15 protein-coding genes are annotated in these 17342 nt (G+C 72.9%); 10 read left to right on the top strand and 5 right to left on the bottom strand.

Annotation, left to right across the window (positions count from 1 at the left end):
- Genes CLV43_RS29135 through CLV43_RS29120 form a run of 4 tightly spaced genes read left to right on the top strand, consistent with a single transcriptional unit; the run spans nt 1 to nt 4218 of the window.
- On the top strand, nt 1–1152 hold the full coding sequence (locus CLV43_RS29135; protein WP_106190947.1) for a toxic anion resistance protein: 1152 nt from the start codon (nt 1–3) through the stop codon (nt 1150–1152).
- Entirely contained in the window at nt 1149–2762 is a 1614-nt protein-coding gene (locus CLV43_RS29130; protein WP_211304608.1) for a vWA domain-containing protein, read from the top strand. Before CLV43_RS29135 ends, CLV43_RS29130 begins: the two co-directional genes overlap by 4 nt.
- Nucleotides 2749–3318, top strand: a complete 570-nt coding sequence (locus CLV43_RS29125; protein WP_106190945.1) for a hypothetical protein — start codon at nt 2749–2751, stop codon at nt 3316–3318. Before CLV43_RS29130 ends, CLV43_RS29125 begins: the two co-directional genes overlap by 14 nt.
- 60 nt (nt 3319–3378) lie before the next feature.
- Nucleotides 3379–4218 (top strand): helix-turn-helix transcriptional regulator, encoded by an 840-nt coding sequence (locus CLV43_RS29120; RefSeq protein WP_106190944.1) that lies wholly within the window; start codon nt 3379–3381, stop codon nt 4216–4218.
- A gap of 161 nt (nt 4219–4379) precedes the next feature.
- Here the strand turns inward: CLV43_RS29120 and CLV43_RS29115 are convergent, their stop codons facing one another.
- On the bottom strand, nt 4380–4931 hold the full coding sequence (locus CLV43_RS29115; RefSeq protein ID WP_106190942.1) for a hypothetical protein: 552 nt from the start codon (nt 4929–4931) through the stop codon (nt 4380–4382).
- Nucleotides 4932–5110: 179 nt separating this feature from the next.
- On the bottom strand, nt 5111–5677 hold the full coding sequence (locus CLV43_RS29110) for a DUF3455 domain-containing protein (RefSeq protein WP_170156060.1): 567 nt from the start codon (nt 5675–5677) through the stop codon (nt 5111–5113).
- Nucleotides 5678–5961: 284 nt separating this feature from the next.
- Between CLV43_RS29110 and CLV43_RS29105 the strand changes: the two genes are divergently transcribed.
- Together CLV43_RS29105 and CLV43_RS50140 are read left to right on the top strand one after the other, a co-directional pair.
- Nucleotides 5962–6687 carry a TetR/AcrR family transcriptional regulator gene (locus CLV43_RS29105; RefSeq protein ID WP_106190939.1) on the top strand — a complete coding sequence of 242 codons (726 nt, stop codon included), beginning with the start codon at nt 5962–5964 and terminating at the stop codon, nt 6685–6687.
- Nucleotides 6684–9107 carry a PEP/pyruvate-binding domain-containing protein gene (locus CLV43_RS50140; protein WP_106190937.1) on the top strand — a complete coding sequence of 808 codons (2424 nt, stop codon included), beginning with the start codon at nt 6684–6686 and terminating at the stop codon, nt 9105–9107. The genes CLV43_RS29105 and CLV43_RS50140 overlap by 4 nt, the downstream gene beginning before the upstream one ends.
- A 59-nt stretch (nt 9108–9166) precedes the next feature.
- On the opposite strand, the gene CLV43_RS29095 is transcribed toward CLV43_RS50140, so the two are convergent.
- The gene (locus CLV43_RS29095; RefSeq protein ID WP_106190936.1) at nt 9167–9697 is read right to left on the bottom strand and encodes a PadR family transcriptional regulator; all 531 of its coding nucleotides are present in this window, start codon (nt 9695–9697) and stop codon (nt 9167–9169) included.
- A gap of 88 nt (nt 9698–9785) precedes the next feature.
- Between CLV43_RS29095 and CLV43_RS29090 the strand changes: the two genes are divergently transcribed.
- Together CLV43_RS29090 and CLV43_RS29085 are read left to right on the top strand one after the other, a co-directional pair.
- Complete coding sequence (locus tag CLV43_RS29090; RefSeq protein WP_106190934.1) at nt 9786–11330, top strand: MFS transporter; 1545 nt, start codon at nt 9786–9788, stop codon at nt 11328–11330.
- Nucleotides 11331–11399: 69 nt separating this feature from the next.
- Complete coding sequence (locus CLV43_RS29085) at nt 11400–12605, top strand: cytochrome P450 (RefSeq protein ID WP_106190933.1); 1206 nt, start codon at nt 11400–11402, stop codon at nt 12603–12605.
- Here the strand turns inward: CLV43_RS29085 and CLV43_RS29080 are convergent.
- Entirely contained in the window at nt 12585–13676 is a 1092-nt protein-coding gene (locus tag CLV43_RS29080) for a threonine aldolase family protein (protein WP_170156059.1), read from the bottom strand. The genes CLV43_RS29085 and CLV43_RS29080 overlap by 21 nt on opposite strands.
- A gap of 33 nt (nt 13677–13709) precedes the next feature.
- On the bottom strand, nt 13710–14450 hold the full coding sequence (locus CLV43_RS29075; protein WP_106190930.1) for a hypothetical protein: 741 nt from the start codon (nt 14448–14450) through the stop codon (nt 13710–13712).
- A 372-nt stretch (nt 14451–14822) separates the two neighbouring features.
- On the opposite strand from CLV43_RS29075, the gene CLV43_RS29070 reads away from it, so the two are divergent.
- Together CLV43_RS29070 and CLV43_RS29065 are read left to right on the top strand one after the other, a co-directional pair.
- Nucleotides 14823–15965 (top strand): alanine--tRNA ligase-related protein, encoded by a 1143-nt coding sequence (locus tag CLV43_RS29070; protein WP_106190928.1) that lies wholly within the window; start codon nt 14823–14825, stop codon nt 15963–15965.
- Nucleotides 15966–16025: 60 nt separating this feature from the next.
- Nucleotides 16026–17075: a zinc-binding dehydrogenase gene (locus tag CLV43_RS29065; RefSeq protein WP_245887070.1), complete on the top strand. Its 1050-nt coding sequence runs from the start codon at nt 16026–16028 to the stop codon at nt 17073–17075.
- Nucleotides 17076–17342 lie beyond the last annotated feature (267 nt).

Here is a 17342-nt window from a genome sequence, read left to right as displayed (position 1 = left end):
GTGGACCCCGACTTCGTCCTCACCGCACCGGAACCGGTCGCCGCGGTCCCGGCCGACCGGGCCGCCGGGCTCGTCCCGGTCGACGAGGAGACCCGCCGGGAGTCCGTGCGGCGCGCGGAGGAGCTCGCCGCCGAGCTGACCACGGTCGACTCCCGCTCGCCGGAGTTCGCCCGGCTGCTGGACCGCGTGCTGCTGCTCGGCGAGGCGGACATGCGGGCCGCCGCGCAGGTCGCGTCCAGGCTGCTGGACCGCTCGCTGGCCACGTTGTCCGAGCCGGGCGCGCAGCGGCAGGTCACCGGGGGACTGGGGGAGCTGCGGCGCACCGTGCGCGAGCTGGACCCGAAGGACCTGCGCGGGCTGACCGGCCGCAAGGTGCTCGGCCTCATCCCGCTGGGCAACCGCGCCCGGCGCCTGCTGGCCAGGTTCCGGGCCGCGAACGAGCCGCTCGACCAGGTCGTGCTCCGGCTGCGCGCGGGCCAGGACGACCTGCGGCGCGACAACGCGGCGGTGCGCGGTGAGCGGGAACGGCTCTGGGGCGTGATGACCCGGCTGTCGGCGGACGCCGTGCTGGCGTCGGCGGTGGACGAGGCGGTGGACCGGCAGGCGCGGGTCGTCGAGCTGTCCGACCCGCGCCGGGCGACCGAGCTGCGGGCCGACGTGCTGCACCCGGTCCGGCAGCGGCACCAGGACCTGGTCACGCAGCTGGCCGTGTGCGCCCAGGGGTACCTGGCGCTCGACGTCGTCCGGCGCGGCAACGACGAGCTGGTCAAGGGCGTCGAACGCGCGGTCGGCACCACGGTCGCCGCGCTGCGGATCGGGGTGGTGGTCGCGGCGGCGCTGGCCGACCAGCGCGAGGTCGTGGACCAGCTCGACGCCGTGCGCGGGCTGACCGACGGGCTGCTGCGGACCAACGCGGACCTGCTGTCCCTGCAAGGCGACGACATCCAGCGCATCGCGAGCACCCCCGCGGTCGGGATCGACGCGCTGCGCACCTCGTTCGACCGCGTCTACGCGACCATCGACGCGATCGACACCTTCAAGGCGCGTGCCGCCGAGAACATGGCGGGCACCGTCTCCGCGCTGGACTTCGAGATCCGGCGCGCCCACGACCACCTGACCCGCGTGCGCGCCGACGAGGAGCCCACACCATGATCCGCCGTGTCCTGGTCGGCGTCCTCGCCGCCGCCCTGCTGGCCGGGTGCTCGTCCGACCCGGCCACCCCCGCACGACCGGTCGGCGACCCCCGGCCCGGTGTGCTGCGCGTGCTCGCGGGCAGCGAGCTGGCCGACCTGCGACCCGTGCTGGACGAGGCCGCCAAGGCCACCGGCGTCACGGTCGAGCTGAGCTTCACCGGCACCCTCGACGGCGCCGAGTCGGTGGCCAACGGCCAGGCCGAGGCCGGGTTCGACGCGCTCTGGTTCTCCTCCAACCGCTACCTCGAACTCCTGCCCGACGCCGCCAAGCGGCTCGGTACGCCGACCAGGGTCATGAGCTCCCCGGTCGTCCTCGGCCTGCCCACGTCCAAGGTCGAGGAGCTGGGCTGGAGCGGCAGGCGCGTCGGCTGGGCGGAGATCGCCGAGGCCGCCGGGCGCAAGGCGTTCACCTACGGCATGACCGACCCGTCCACGTCGAACTCCGGGTTCTCCGCACTGGTCGGCGTCGCGTCCGCGCTCGCCGGGAGCGGCTCCGCGCTCGACGCGGCCGCGATCGCCTCGGTCGCCCCGCGGCTCAAGGACTTCTTCGCCGCCCAGACCCTGTCCGCGGGCTCGTCCGGTTGGCTGTCCGAGGCCTACCAGCGCCGCGCCCGCGGCGAGGACCCCGGTCCGGAGGTCGACGGCCTGGTCAACTACGAGTCCGTGCTGCTCTCGCTCAACGCCTCCGGCCTGCTGCCCGAGCCGCTGACGCTGGTCTACCCGAACGACGGAGTCGTCACCGCCGACTACCCGTTGACCCTGCTCACCTCGGCCGGGTCCGACGCGCGCGGCGTCCACGAGCGGCTGTCGGAGTACCTGCGCTCGCCCGACGTGCAGCGGCGGATCTCCGAGGTCACCGGCCGCCGCCCGGCCAACCCGCAGGTCGCGCTGGGGGACCGGTTCGCCGTGCGCGACCTGGTGGAGCTGCCGTTCCCCGGCACCGGGGCCGCGGTGGACGGCCTGGTCACCGCGTACTTCGACCAGCTGCGCAGGCCGTCGCGGACGCTGTACGTGCTCGACACGTCCGGCTCGATGGAGGGCGACCGGATCGACGGCCTCCGCCAGGCCGTCATCGGCCTTACCGGGGCCGACACGTCGCTGTCCGGCAGGTTCAGCAGGTTCCACGGCCGCGAGCAGGTGACGCTGCTCCCGTTCAGCAGTTCGCCCCGCGAGCCCCTGCGGTTCAGCGTCACCGGCGACGCCGAGCTGGGGCAGATCAGGTCCGCCGCCGAGGGGCTGGAGGCCACCGGGGGCACGGCGATCTACAGCAGCCTGCGGCGCGGCTACGACGTGCTGCGCGCCCAGGCCGCCGACGACCCGGACCGGTTCACCTCGATCGTGCTGATGACCGACGGCGAGAACACCTCCGGCGACGCGTTCCCCGCCTTCGCCGCGTTCCACAGCGGACTCGACCCCGCAATGAAGGGCGTGCCGGTGTTCCCCGTGCTGTTCGGCGAGAGCGCCAACGACGAGATGCGGCAGGTCGCCGCCATGAGCGGCGGCAAGGTGTTCGACGCGCGCGGCCGCACGCTCGCCGAGGCGTTCAAGGAGATCCGTGGCTACCAGTAGCTACCTCGGCTCGACGAGGAACATCGTCGGCTGCGTCGGCGGCCTGCTCGGCCTCGGCCTGCACTTCGCGGGTGTCGCGGGCACGTACTGGCTCGCGGTGGTCGTCGGCCTCTACGGCGTCGGCGCCCTGCTCGCCCCACCGGACCGCGTGACCCTCGTGACCGACCCGACGCAGGACGCCGAACGCCTGCGCCAAGACCTCGAAGCCCTGGTCGCCCACGTCCGCACCGCCCGCGTCCCGTCCGAGGCGCTGCCCCGCCTCGACCGCGTCGCCGACGTCCTGCGCGGCCTGCTCGACCGCCCGCACGACCTCCGCGCCGACCCGGACGCGATGCACACCGCCACCAGGGTCATCGGCACCGACCTGCCCCTGGCCGTCCAGACCTACCTCGCCATGCCGTGGTGGTACGCCGCCGCCAGGAACGCCGACTCCGAGCTCCTGCGCCAGCTCGACCTCCTCGCCGCCGACGTGGTCCGCACCGCCGAGGGCTTCCACTCCGCCGACGCCCGTCGCCAGACCGACCACACCCGCTACCTGGAGGACCGGGACCGGTGACCTCATCGGGGGACCGGTAGTCCGGGGACGGGTGATCGGAACCCCCGGATAATCGGGGGCATGGACCGGTCTGAGCTGGCTTCGTTCCTGCGCGTCCGCCGCGAGGCGCTGCGACCCGCCGACGTGGGTCTGGCGCCGGGTGCCCGGCGCCGGACGCCGGGGTTGCGGCGGGAGGAGGTGGCGTTGCTGGCGAACATGTCGACCGACTACTACGAGCGGCTGGAGCAGGCGCGGGGGCCGCACCCGTCGGAGTCGATGGTGTCCTGCCTGGCGCGGGCGCTGCGGCTGTCGACCGACGAGCGGGACCACCTGTACGTGCTGGCGGGGTACGCGCCGCCGGTCGTGCACCACGCCAGCGGGTACGTCGACCCCGGCCTGATGCACGTGCTGGACGCGTTGACGACGGTCCCGGCGGTGGTGGCGGACGACCTCGGCACGATCCTGGCGCAGAACCCGTTGGGCACGGCGCTCTTCGGGCCGTTCACCGGGACCGGGGGACGGGCGGACAACACGTTGTGGCGCTGGTACACCGAACCGGAGTCGCGCGACATCTACCTGCCCGCCGACCACGAGCGGCTGGCGCGCGCTTTCGTCGCGGACCTGCGGGCGTCGACGGTCCGCCGCGGCAAGGACGCCGTGTCCGCGACCCTGGTCGCCGACCTGCTCGAGGTCAGCGCCGAGTTCGCGGCGGTCTGGGAGCTGCACGAGGTGTCGCCCATGCGGTCCGGGCGCAAGACGTACACGCACCCGAAGGTCGGGGTGCTGGAGATGCAGTGCGACGTGGTGCTGAGCCCGGACACCGGAAGGCGGCTCGTCGTGCTGCGCCCCCAGCCCGGCACGGACGCCGCCGAACGGCTGGACCTGCTGCGGGTGCTGGGGACCCAGGCGTTCGCGCCCTAGGGCGTGTGTCGAAGTCTCGTTCGATGGGAGTCGCGCCTGAGGTGGTTCCTGGCGGTGCGGCCGACTGGTCCGCATACCGCTGTTGTATGCGGGCCAGTCGGCCGTGCCCCCAGGGGCCGCCTCAGGCCCGGCTACCGCGAACACGGACTTCGACACACGCCCTAGGCGGTGCGGCGGCGCACGATCTGAGGGTGGCCGCCGACGCCGGGGCGGGTGGCGGGCATCCTGTTGTAGGGCAGCGGTCCCCGGCCGCGGACCGGGGTGGTCGGCACCTGCGCGGCGGACCGGAGCACGGACAGCACGGCGGTCGCCGACGGCAGCCAGCGGCGCTCGTTGTGCGGCTCGACCAGCCAGTCGGACCCGGCCTTCGGGGGCAGCGGCACCTGACCGGGTGTGCGCAGGAGCACCACGCCGGGCGGCATCTGGGACTGGCTGAACACGCAGTCGTTGGTGTCGGCGAGCGCGACGGCCTTGGGCTCCACGTCGTCGAGGAACCCGATGACCGGGCCCTGCACGTCCATCGTGGACATCATCGAGGCGGCGAGCGGGAACCACTTGCGGGGGAACAGGAAGCCGGTCATGCCGTGCGTCAGGGACAGCGCCGGAGCGCCGTCGACCAGCTGCACGTCCCAGCCCATCTGGTTCCGGTACCAGGCCAGCGCCTGCCCCATGTCGGCCGCCTTGTCGTTGCGGCGCAGTGGAACGCGTGACATCAGGGGTGCCTCCTCGGTCCGGTGCGCACCGAGTCCAGCACAGTACCTGGCGGTAGTGGCCGAACTCTGCCCGAAAGACCCATCCGCACTGCCCCCGTGTCAACACCTTCGTGACCAATGTGACCAAAAGCATGTCGCGCGGCGGCCCCGGAACCGCGCGGTCCCGGGGCCTCAACGCGTCAGTTCTTCTTGTAGAAGTAGTAGGTGGCGCTGTAGAAGACGTTCTTGAACGACTTGTCGGCCTGGTCGCACGTGCCCGCGGGAGCGACGCCGCCGACGGTGTTGAGGCGGTGCACGAACGTCACGTCGGAGAACACGCCGGTGCCCGACGTGTCGAGCGCGGTGAGGCGCAGCAGCGGGACAGCGCCCTCGCGGGAGGGCGAGCTGACCGCGTTGCCGCCGTGCACGCGGCTGTGGTCGCGGTTCGACTGCCAGTACGGGCCCGCGGGCAGGTTCGCGTCGACACCGCCGAAGTGGACGCCGGTGTCGCCGTTGCCGCTGAGCCACGCCTTCGGGGCGTGCAGCGTCCACGTCCCCGCGGTGCCGCACTCGTAGACCTGGAAACCGATCGCGTCGTAGCGCGCGGTCACGTGGTTGCCGTCGGGAACGGCGATCTCCGCGGGCACCGACGGCGGTGCGAGGTCGGGAGCCGCCTGGGCGACGGCGGGTGCCATCGCGAGCACGCCACCTGCCACCGCGACGGCGGCGGCCGCGAACCTGGTGCTGGTACGACGAGCGGAAGTCATCAGCAATTCTCCAAGGATGGGGTAAGCGATCGCCGACAACATAGGTGCACCCGGGCCGGGGAGACCGTCATCGGACCGTGATCAGGGGTCCTTCTGGCGAGATGACGCCACGATCGCGTCTTGACCAGTCCCGGGCCCATAGACCGTCCGTACTCCTCCCGGGACCCTGCCCTGCACGCGGTTCTCCCACCTGCGGTTTCTCCCGTTTTTCGAGCTTGGGACGCGGACGGCTATTGCGATGACCAGTTGACCGGATATCCTCATCTGGTCAATTAGGAGGTTCGATGGCGGGCAGACGGGTGCGGACGGACGACGTCGAGGGGCGTCGGGCCCGCGTCGAGGCGGTGCTGGCCGCGGCGGCGGACCTGATCGCGCGGTGGGGGTACGACAAGACCACCATCGACGACGTCGCGCGCACCGCGGGCATCGCGAAGGGGACGGTCTACCTGCACTGGAAGACCAAGGACGAGGTGTTCGTCGCGGTGCTGCGCCGCGAGCGGGTCCTGCTGCTCGAAGCCGTCCGCGACGGGCTCGCCGCGGAGCCGGAGCCGGGTCCGCGCGCACTGTTCCGGCACCTGGCGGCGGGGCTGATCGGTCGCCCGCTGATGCGCGCCGTGCTCCTCAACGACCTGGCCGTCCTCGGACGGCTGGCGATCCGGCTGCGGTCCGCGACGGGGTGGCGCACCACGTTCACCGACTACCTCGACACGCTGCGCGAGCACGACGCCATCGGCGGCGACTGGGACGAGCGCGGCCAGCTGACGCTGATCACGGCGTCGTTCATCGGCGTGCTGACCACGGCGTCGCTGATGCCGGAGCACCTGCGGCTGACCGCCGACGAGCAGGCCGACCTGATCGCCGACGCGGTCGACCGGACGCTGGGGCTCGGCGCTGGCGTCGACCCCGCCGCGCTGTCCCGCGCGACCACCACCTACTTCGACGCCGCGTACGCCGTCGCGCGGCGGGAGCTGGCCGAGTCCACCGGACTCGCCGACGGGGGAGAGTCATGAGCGCGACGGTCCTGGACATGGCCGACCCGGCCGCCGACCTGCTCGCGGTCGGCGGCAAGGGCGAGTCGCTGGCGAGGCTCACCGCCGCCGGGCTGCCGGTGCCGCCCGGCTTCCACGTCACCACCGCCGCGTACCGGGAGTTCCTGGCCGCCAACGGCCTGGCCGCGAAGGTCGTCGGGGCGTCCGAGCGGGAGGTCGCGGACCTGTTCGCCGCCGCGCCACTGCCGCCGGACGTCGCCACCGCCATCTCGGACGCCTACGCGGACCTGGGCGGTGGTGCGGTCGCGGTCCGCTCGTCGGCGACGGCGGAGGACCTGCCGGACGCGTCGTTCGCCGGTCAGCAGGACACGTTCCTCGACGTCGAGGGCCCGTCCGAGGTGCTCGACGCGGTCAAGCGCTGCTGGGCGTCGCTGTGGACGGAACGGGCCGTCGACTACCGCGCCCGGCACGTCGTCGCGCAGGCCGACGTGGCCATCGCCGTCGTCGTGCAGCGGATGGTGCCCGCGACCGCGGCCGGGGTGCTGTTCACCGCCGACCCGGTGACCGGGGCGCGGGACCGGCTCGTCATCAACGCGGTGCGCGGACTGGGGGAGGCCCTGGTGTCCGGCGCGGCCGACCCGCAGGTGGTCGTGCTCGACGACCGCGGCATCACCGACCGGCGCGGCGACCCCGTGCTGTCCGACGACGTCGCACTCGCGCTCGCCGGGTTCGGCCGCCGGATCGAGGAGCTCTACGGGCGGCCGATGGACGTCGAGTGGGCGGTCCGCGACGACGAGGTGTCCATCGTGCAGGCCCGGCCGATCACGGTCACCGCGCACGAGGAGTGGAACACCAGCCTCGTGGGCGACTACCTGTGGACCTGCGCGAACCTCGGTGAGGCGATCCCGAGCGTGATGACGCCCGCGACCTGGTCGCTGGTGCGGATCTTCATGTCCGAGGTCATGTCCGTCCCCACCCTCGGCGGGCATCCGCTCGACGGCAACATCGGCGGCCGCTTCTACCTCAACCTCAGCGTCACGATGGCCGCCGGGTCCGCGCTCGGCCTGGAGGGCTTCGTGCGGCGGGCCAGCGAACAGGCGTTCGGGCGCATCCCGTCCGATGTGGAGGTCCCGCGGCTGCCGTTGTCCCGGTGGGCGGTCCTGCGGGACATGCTGCCCACCGCGCTGGGGTTCCTGCGCCGCATCCGGCCGTACCAGACGGATCTGCCCGCGCTCGTGGACGGCGCGCGGCAGCGGTCCGACGACGCCCGCGCGCGGATCGCGGCGACCACGGACCCCGCGGCGCTCGCCCGGCTGTGGCGGGCGGACGTCGACGCGCTGCTGCGCGACACCAGCCGGATGCTGGCCGCGGGAGCCAGGCTCGACGGGGCCGGGCTGGTCCGGATCCGCCCGTGGCTGCTCGGGCTCGTCGCCGAGAGCGACGCGAACGCGCTGCTCACCGGCCTGCACACCACCGCGGGACCGCTGGCCAGCCTCGGGCCGGTGGTCGGGCTCGACCGGCTGGCCCGCGGCGAGATCACTCGCGAGGAGTTCGTCCGCGACTGGGGCCACCGCTGCCCGGACGAGTTCGAGGTGTCCGCGCCGCGACCGGCGGAGGACCCGGCGTGGCTCGACCGCGAGGTCGAGGGCGTCCGGGGCGCGCTGACCGACGTGCGGACGCTGCTTGCCCGTCAGCAGGAGCACCGCGCCGCCGCGCTCGACCGGTTCCGCGCCCGGCACCCGCGCAAGGTCCGCACGCTGCGACGGCGGATGGCGCGCGCCGCCGCGGCCGCGCGCGGACGTGAGGCGGGCAGGTCCGAGGTGATCCGGGCGTTCTGGGTGCTGCGGACGTTCCTGCTCCGCGCGGGCGAGCTGACCGGGGTGGGGGAGGACGTGTTCTTCCTGGCCGTGGACGAGGTGCTGGCGCTGCTGGACGGCGACCGGAGCGCGCTCGACCACGTCGCCGCCCGCCGCGAGACCCACCGCCGGTACGCGGCGCTGCCTCCCTACCCGACGCTGGTGCGCGGCCACTTCGACCCGTTCCGCTGGGCCGCGGCCGCCGACCGGCGTTCCGACGTGTTCGACGAGACGCGGGACGTGGCACCGCTCGGCGACGCGGTCACCGGGTTCGCGGGCGCGGCGGGCGTCGTGGAGGGGGTGGTCCGCGTGCTCGCGTCGGTCGCGGACGGCGCGGCGCTGGAGACCGGCGAGGTGCTGGTGACGACGGTGACCAACATCGGCTGGACGCCGCTGTTCCCGCGCGCGGCGGCCGTCGTCACCGACATCGGCGCACCGCTGTCGCACGCGGCGATCGTGGCCCGCGAGCTCGGCATCCCGGCTGTGGTCGGCACCGGGAACGCGACCACCAGGCTGCGCACCGGCGACCGGGTGCGGGTGGACGGCGGCCGCGGGACGGTCGAGGTGCTGACGCCCGCGGTGTGACCGGTGCGGTGGCCACGAACCCGGCCCGGAACTCCCCGCCGGGGATCGTGGTCACCGCACTACTCCTCCTTGCGGGCGCGGCGCAGTTCCTCGACGGCCCAGTCCGCCCACTCCCGCTGCATGACCGAGTACCGCAGGGCCCACTCCAGGGCGAGCCTGCCGTAGACCACCAGGTCGCCGTCCTGGGGCTCGAGCTGCTTGTCGATCTCCAGCATGCCCGCGCGCATCTCGGTGGCCGCGGCCGCGCGGTCGTGCAGGTACGCCTCGGCCTGCTCCGGCGTGAGCAGGCCGAGGAAGAACACCCTGAGCAGCATCTCGCTGCGCCTGGTGGGCGCGGGCTTGGTCTCGCCGAGCCAGTGCCGCAGCTCGGCCATGCCCTCGTCGGTGATCGAGTACTCCTTGCGCCCGCGGGGCCCCTCGGCGGCGACGGTGACCAGTCCCGCGTCGGCGAGCTTGCCCAGCTCCCCGTAGAGCTGGCTCTGCGTGGCGGGCCAGACGTTGGCCAACGACTCGCCGAACGTCTGGAGCAGGTCGTACCCGCTGGCCGGGCCGAACGACAGCAGGCCGAGGGTCGCGTGTTTCAGGCTCACCACCTCAGCATACTTCACTGTTGACATGTCTGTGTAGGAAGTTCTACCTTCCACCTGTCACTACTGACATGTGAACGGAGAAACGTCCATGACCGCGTTGTCCAGCGGCACCACCGGCAAGACAGGCGTCCGCGCGCTCGCCGGCCTCATCCTCGCGGTGTCGATGACCACCATCGACCAGACGATCGTCGCGCTGTCCGCCCCGACGATCCAAAGCCGGCTGGGCCTCTCGAACGGCGGCATCCAATGGGCCGTCAACGTCTACCTGCTGGCCACGGCCGCGTTCTTCCTGCTCGGCGGTCGTCTCGCCGACGTGTTCGGGCACAAGCGGATGGTGCTGGTCGGCATCGCCGCGTTCGGCGTGACGTCGCTGCTCTGCGGCCTGGCACCGGCGGGCGGGTACGCCGAGGCGTGGCTGGTCGCGGCGCGGGCGTTGCAGGGCATCAGCGGCGCGATCATGTTCCCGGCCGCCATCGGCATCGTCGTGCAGACCTTCTCCCGCGAAGGCCGGGGCAAGGCGATGGCGCTGTTCTTCGCGGTCACCGGCGCGATGACCGCCATCGGGCCGATCGCGGGCGGCTACCTCACCGCGTGGACGTGGCGCTCGATCTTCTGGGTCAACGTGCCGATCGCGCTCGCCGCGCTGGTCGTCGTCGCGCTGTCGGCCGCCCCGTCACCCCGCCGCGACGAGCGGATCGACTGGGTCGCCGCGGGCCTGGTCGCGCTGGGCATGGGCCTGGTCGTGTTCGGGCTCCAGCAGGCCAGCGGCTGGGGCTGGACCAGCGCGGGCGTGCTCGCGGCCCTGGTCGGCGGTGCCGCGTTCCTGGTCGCGTTCGCGGTCCACGAGCGCCGCACCCACGAGCCGCTGGTGAACCTGCGGGCGTTCCGCGACCGCGGCTTCACGCTCGCGACGCTGGGCAGCCTGTTCGCGTCGGTCGCGTTCGTCCCGGTGTTCTTCTTCCTCAGCGTCTACGGCCAGGTGTCGCTCGGCCTGTCCGCCACGATGACCGGTCTGCTGTTCCTCAAGCTGTTCCTCGGGTTCGTGGTCGCCTCCCGCTTCGGCTCGTCGATGTTCGACCGCGTCGGCGCGCGTCCGGTGCTCGCGATCGGCGGCGTGCTCGGTGCCGCCGGGTTCGGCTGGCTCGCCACCGCGGTGACCGACCTCGACTTCGACGCCGAGGCCTTCTTCAACCGGCAGACCTGGCCGATCGCGCTGGCGGGCGCGGGCATCGGGTTCATGCTCAGCGCGGTCAGCACCGACGCGGTGAACCGGGCGATCGGCGCCTCCTACGGCGAGGTCACCGCGCTGTCCCAGTCCATGCGCAACTTCGGCGGCGCGTTCGGCCTCGCCGTGCTGACCACGCTCGTCACCGGCAGGCTGACCACCGGCCTGACCACGTCGTTCGAGGCCATGGGCGGTACCGCCGAGGACGCCCGCAAGGCCGTGGACCTGGTCACCGGCGCGGGTGGCGACAGCGGCGCCCCGGCGGCCGTGCGCGACCAGATCATGCTCGCGGTCCGCACCGACTACGCGAGCGCGGTGCAGTGGGCGTTCGCCGGGATGGCCGTCGCGATGGCGGTACTCGTCGTCCTCGCCGCGCTCTACCCTCGCGACCGTCGCCAGACCGCCTGAGCCCGGACACGGCGCCGGACCCGGTTGCCGCGCCTCAGGGGGGACACCCGACGACGGTGGAGGAAGAGCATGACGAACGCGGCGAAGCCGAGCCTCTTACCCGAGATCTTCTCCCTGGAGTACTACGCCGACCCCTTCCCCACGCTGGCGTGGCTGCGGGAGCACCGGCCGGTGGCCGAGGTGGCACTGCCGTTCGCGGACCTGGACCTGTGGCTGGTCACCCGGCACGACGACGTGCGGGCGCTGTCCACCGACCCGCGGCTCAGCGCGGACACCCGTTCGGCGAGCGACCGGTTCCTGGCCTCCGGGCTGGCGATGGGCGTGGGGACCGGTTGGGAGAAGGCGTTCGTGCTGGACCCGCCGGACCACACCAGGCAGCGGCGGGTGGTCGGCGGGACGCTCACCCCGCGGGTGATCGCGGGCTGGGAGTCGGTCATCGCCGACACGGCGGCGGCGCTGCTCGACGCCATGGCCCAGGAAGACGAGCCGGACCTGCTGCGGTCGTTCGGCTACCCGCTCGCGATCACCACCATGGGCACGGTGCTGGGCGCGCCGCAGTCCGACCACGCCAGGCTGCGCGCCTGGTCGGACGCGGCGACGAGCCCGGACCGGGCGGCCTCCGGCGCGGCGCTGCTGGCCACCCTCGACTACGTCCGCGAGCAGATCGGGGTCAAGCGCGGGCAGCGGGGCGACGACCTGCTGTCGTTGCTGCTCAGGGCGTCCGAGGGCGAGGACACGCTGGACGAGGACGAGGTGTGCGCGGTCGCCGCGAACCTGCTCGGCGCCGGGTACGACACGACCGCCAACTTCTTTGCCAACGCCGTCGTCGCCCTGCTCGACTACCCCGACCAGCTGGCCGCGACCGCACCGGACGTCTCCGACCGGGCCGTCGAGGAGCTGCTGCGCCACTCCGGCCCGGTCGTGCTGTCCCCGGTGTTCCGGTTCGCGTTCGAACCGATCGAGCTGCACGGCACGACCATCCCCCAGGGCGCCACCGTCGGGTTGATGGTCGGCGCGGCCAACCGCGACCCGGCCGTCTACGACGACCCGGACAGCGTGCGGATCACCCGGTCCGGCCCGCCGCACGTGTCGTTCGGCCACGGCCCGCACCACTGCGTCGGCGCGGCCCTCGCCAGGCTGCAGGCGCGGATCGGGCTGACGGCGCTGTTCAGCCGCTTCCCCGACCTCGGGTTCGGCGTCGACCGGTCGCTGCTCCGGCAGCGGATCTCGCCGTTCATGTACGGCTTCGACCGGCTACCGGTCACCCTCGGCTGAGTCCAGCAGGTCGGCGACCAGCCGTGCGGCCTCGTCGTCGGGGATCGCCTCGGTCGCCTCGCCGACCTGCACCTCCACCGCGGTGAGCCCCGGCACGTCCGTGGTGGCGCCGCGGTTGAACAGCCAGGTGCCCGTGCGCTCGGCGAGCCGCAGGTGCGCGCCCGCCAGCGCGTCGGGGGAGCCGGGCAGGAACACGCGGAACCCGTTCGTCCGCGGGGTGGTCACGCCCGCCCCGCGGACCTGGGCGATGGCGTGCGCGAGCGACTCCGCGCGGTCGCGGTAGGCGGCCATCCTGGGCAGGTACCGGTTCAGGCCGTCGATCGCGGACAGCGCGTACGGGTAGTTCGCGTACACGTTCGCCCCGTGCCTGGTCAGCCACGGCGTCGCGCGGGCGAGGAAGTCCTCGGAGCCGACGAGCGCGCAGCCCGCGAGCCCGTTCAGTCCTTTGTAGAACGACACGTACAGCGAGTCGGCGAGGTCGGCGATCTCGTCGAGCGGCCTGCCGTAGTACGGCGCCGACTCCCACAGCCGGGCGCCGTCGAAGTGCAGCGGCACCCCGTGTCCACGACACCAGTGCGACACGGCGACCAGGTCGTCCCAGTCCGGCAGGGCGAACCCGGCGTTGCGCAGCGGCAGTTCCACCGTGACGACCCCGAGCGGCTCGCCGACCGCCTCCAGCTCCGCCACGCCGAACCCGCGCCCGCCGTCGAGGCGGACCGCGCGCAGCGGGTGCAGGCGTTCGAAGGCGCCCAGCTCGTCGGAGTCGATGTGGCTCAACGGGTGCAGCGCCACGGTGTGGATCCGGCTCGCGTCCGACCAGGTGCGCAGCGCGGCCTGCTGGGCGATCACGCCCTTGACCACGAACCGCGCCGCCGGTTTGCCGAGCAGCTCGGCGACCCGCCGCTCCAGCAGGGCCACGGGGTCGCCCGAACCGTAGACGTCGGGGTACCCCTCGGACTCCGGCATGGCCATCAGCCCGGCCAGCCGCTCCCGCATGGTCGACTCACCGTGGCCGGACAGCCACCGGGTACAGCTGCGCTTGACCTGCAGTCGCTTCTCCGCATCGGACATCGCCCCACCGTGCCACATCGGGGGCCGTTCGGGTCACCCGATATCCGGACAGGAGACCCAGCGCGCGCTGTACGGCTCCTCGACGCAGAACGGCCGGGCGGCGCTCGTCGCGGTGGTGCGCAACGGCTTCCCGTCGTCGTCGACCACGAGCTCACCCCTGCCGACCCCCGAGGACCACGGGATCCGCAGCCGCCACTCGACGTCGTCGGTGGTCGAGAGCGGCCGGATCACGACGTGGCCGGGCTCGGTCCCGCTGACCCGGTGCGGGAACTCGGCGGGCCGGCCGTCCGGCCCCAGGACGGTGGTCGGGCGGTCCAGGTCCACGGTGAGCCCGTCGGTCGGCACCGGGCCGCCGCACGGCGAGGGCAGGAACACCCCCGGCAGCGCGGGCCTGCGGCTGACCACCTCGACGACCGGCGGTTCGAGATCGACCGCGTCACCGGTCAGGCCCCGCACCGTGACCGTCACCGAGCCGCCGCTGCCCAGCACCGCCTCCGCGGGCTTGCCCGCCATCGGGATCGGCCCGTCGCCCGCGTCCGGCACGACCCAGCCCGACTCGCAGTACCCCTTCACCCCGACGCTGGTCACGGCGGCGACCCGGCCCTGCGGGGACAGCACCGATGCCCACACGTAGACGCTCGCGAGCAGCAGCACCGCGATCACGCCGCCGACCGCGAACGTGTCCGGCCGCTGCCGGGCCCGGACGCGCGCCCCGGTCCGCGCGGTGGCTTCCGCGCGTCCGCTGCCCCTCGCGTCGTTCGTCCCGGTCGGCATGACCGTGACATCGGGGCAGGTCCCCTCGGCGTAACGGGGGTGCGTCCGGACGGTGTCGCGGGTGCTACCGGACGGATCTTGTCGCGGGCCGCCTGACCTCGGGCGAAACCGGTCGGTTCGCCCGGTTGGCCGCCGCGCGGCTTCACCCGGAAGGCCCATCGGTTCCACTGTGGACGACCAAACCGCTTGCGCGGCGACGTAGGGTCGAGGCATGTCGGTCGAACCGCAGCACGTCGCCGCGGCCGCGCGAGCTCCCCGCTCGTCGGTCGCCGCCGCTGCCTGACCTCGTTCGACCCCCACCGGCGACCGGAAACGGTCCGTCCGGTTCCGCCGTGGCCCTTTCCGGTCGTCCCACCCCGGAAGGACCCCGCCATGGACACCCGGCACGTCATCGACACGTTCGTCGACTTCTTCACCTCCCGCGGCCACCAGCGGATCACCGGCAGCTCACTGCTGCCGCCACCCGGTGACCCCGTGCTGTTCACGACCTCGGGCATGCACCCGCTGACCCCGTTCCTGGAAGGCCGCCCGCACCCGCTGGGTGGACGGCTGGTCAACGTGCAGCGCTGCCTGCGCACCACCGACCTCGACGAGGTCGGCGACCCGTCGCACCTGACCGTGTTCGAGATGCTCGGATCGTGGTCGCTGCGCTCCTACGACGGCCCGCAGAGCCTGCGCTGGGGGTACGAGCTGCTGTGCGACGGGTTCGGCGTCGACCCCGGACTGCTGCACGTCACCGTGTTCGGCGGCGACGACCAGGTCGGACCGGACGTCGGTTCCCTGGAGACGTGGCGCTCGCTCGGCGTCCCCGTCGAGCTGACCGGGTCGGAGAACTGGTGGTCCAACGGGCCCACGGGGCCGTGCGGGCCGGACAGCGAGATGTTCGTGTGGACCGGCGACGGCCCGCCGACCGGCACTCCCACCACCGACGACCGGTGGATGGAGGTGTGGAACCACGTCATGATGCGCTACCGGCGGCACGAGGACGGCGGCCTCACCCCGCTGTCGGACTCCACAGTGGACACCGGGATGGGCTTGGAGCGCCTGCTGATGTTCCTCCAGGGCAAGCGCTCGGTGTTCGAGACGGACCTGCTGTCGCCGTGGGTGGACGGGCTCCCGTGGGACGTGTCCGAGCCGCGGCTGGTCGTCGACCACCTGCGGTCGGGCGTCGTGGTGATCGGCGACGGCGTGACCCCGTCCACCACCGGTCGCGGGTACGTGCTGCGCAGGCTGCTGCGGCGGACGTTGACGACGCTCTGGCGCGAGAACGGCTCGTACACGCTGTCCGACCTGCCGGAACCGTTGGTGCGGAGCACGTTGACGCACTTCGACCAGCGCAGCGACCGGGTGTTCGACGTCCTGGAGGAGGAAGAACGCCGCTTCCGCTCGCTCGTCACCCGCGGGCGGGGTGTGGTGTCGCGCTACCGGGACCCGTTGACCGAGCAGGACTTCCGCTACCTGCACGAGACCCACGGACTCCCGCGCGACCTGGTCGTGCTGCTGCGGGATTTGTAGGGGCCCCAAAGCACCCCTAGGTGCCGGGTGGTCCGGTGGTCGGGCGCCCATACTCGGACGGTGGAGGACGTGATGCTCGCGGGAAGGCTCGACCTCACGACGTTGGACTTCGCGGTGGAGGAGGTGCCCGTCCCCGTACCGGGTCCGGGTGAGGTCCTGGTCGCCGTCGCGGCGGCGGGCGTCTGCCTGTCCGACCTGCACCTGATCGACGGCACGCTCCGCGTCTGGCAGAACGACCACCCCAAGCTGACCCTGGGCCACGAGGTGTCCGGCACCGTCGCCGTCATCGGCCCGGACGTCCCGTCGTCCGTCACGGTCGGCCGCCGCGTCATCCTGCAGGCCGGTCAGTCCTGCGGCGCGTGCGAACTGTGCGTGCGCCAACGCCCTTGCCTCAACGGCCGGACCAGGGGAGTGCACTACGACGGCGGCTGGGCCCAGTACGCCCTGGCCAGGCACGACACTCTCGTCCCCATTCCCGACCACCTGCCGTTCGACCAGGCCGCCATCATCCCCGACGCCGTCTCCACCCCCTACGCCGCCATCATGTCCACCGCCCAAGTCCGCCCCGCCCAGTCCGTCGGCGTCTGGGGCATCGGCGGCCTAGGCGCTCACGCCGTGCAACTGCTCAGGTTCACCGGCGCCGCCCCCATCATCGCCATCGACCCCCTCCCCGAAGCCCGCGCAAGAGCCTCCACCTTCGGCGCCGACCTCACCCTCGACCCGACCGCCGCCGACTTCACCGACCGCGTCCTCACCGCCACCACCGGCCGCGGCCTCGACCACGCCTTCGACTTCGCAGGCACCCCCACCATCCACGACCAAGCCACCAAAGTCCTCGGCCTCTCCGGCACCCTGGTCCTGGTCGGCCTCTCCAACGGCCCCCTGACCCTCACCGACGGCATCGGCTTCAGCGTCCGCAACCAACGCCTACTGGGCCACTTCGGCTCCACCCCAGAAGACGTAGAGGCCTTGGTCGCCCTCACCACCTACCACCGCCTGGACTTCACCAACTCCATCAGCGCCCACATCCCCCTCACAAACGCCACCGACGCCGTCCACCAACTAGCAACCCGCACCAACAACCCAATCCGCCTAGTCCTCATCCCCTAACCAAACCCAACCCCACAACCCACTCCGACGCGCAGCGAGGCTGCCCGTCCGACGGCGCAGCCAAGGATCCACAGCTGGGCGCAGCCCGCCAGCGCGCATCCGGCGCGAAGCGCCTGGGGCCTTGTCCGCAGCGAAGCAAGGATGCCCTGTCCGCCGCGAAGCGCGGATGCCCCGTCCGACGGCGAAGCCGAGGATGCAGTGTCGAGCGCAGCTCGATGCTGGCGAAGCCAGACTTCCCCTCTGCCCCCGATCCACAGCGCCCTCCTG

It is taken from the genome of Umezawaea tangerina (assembly GCF_003002815.1).
GTDB classification, from domain to species: domain Bacteria; phylum Actinomycetota; class Actinomycetes; order Mycobacteriales; family Pseudonocardiaceae; genus Umezawaea; species Umezawaea tangerina.
The sequence above is the reverse complement of the archived record's forward strand: the minus strand, read 5'-3'. Positions and strand labels throughout refer to the sequence as shown.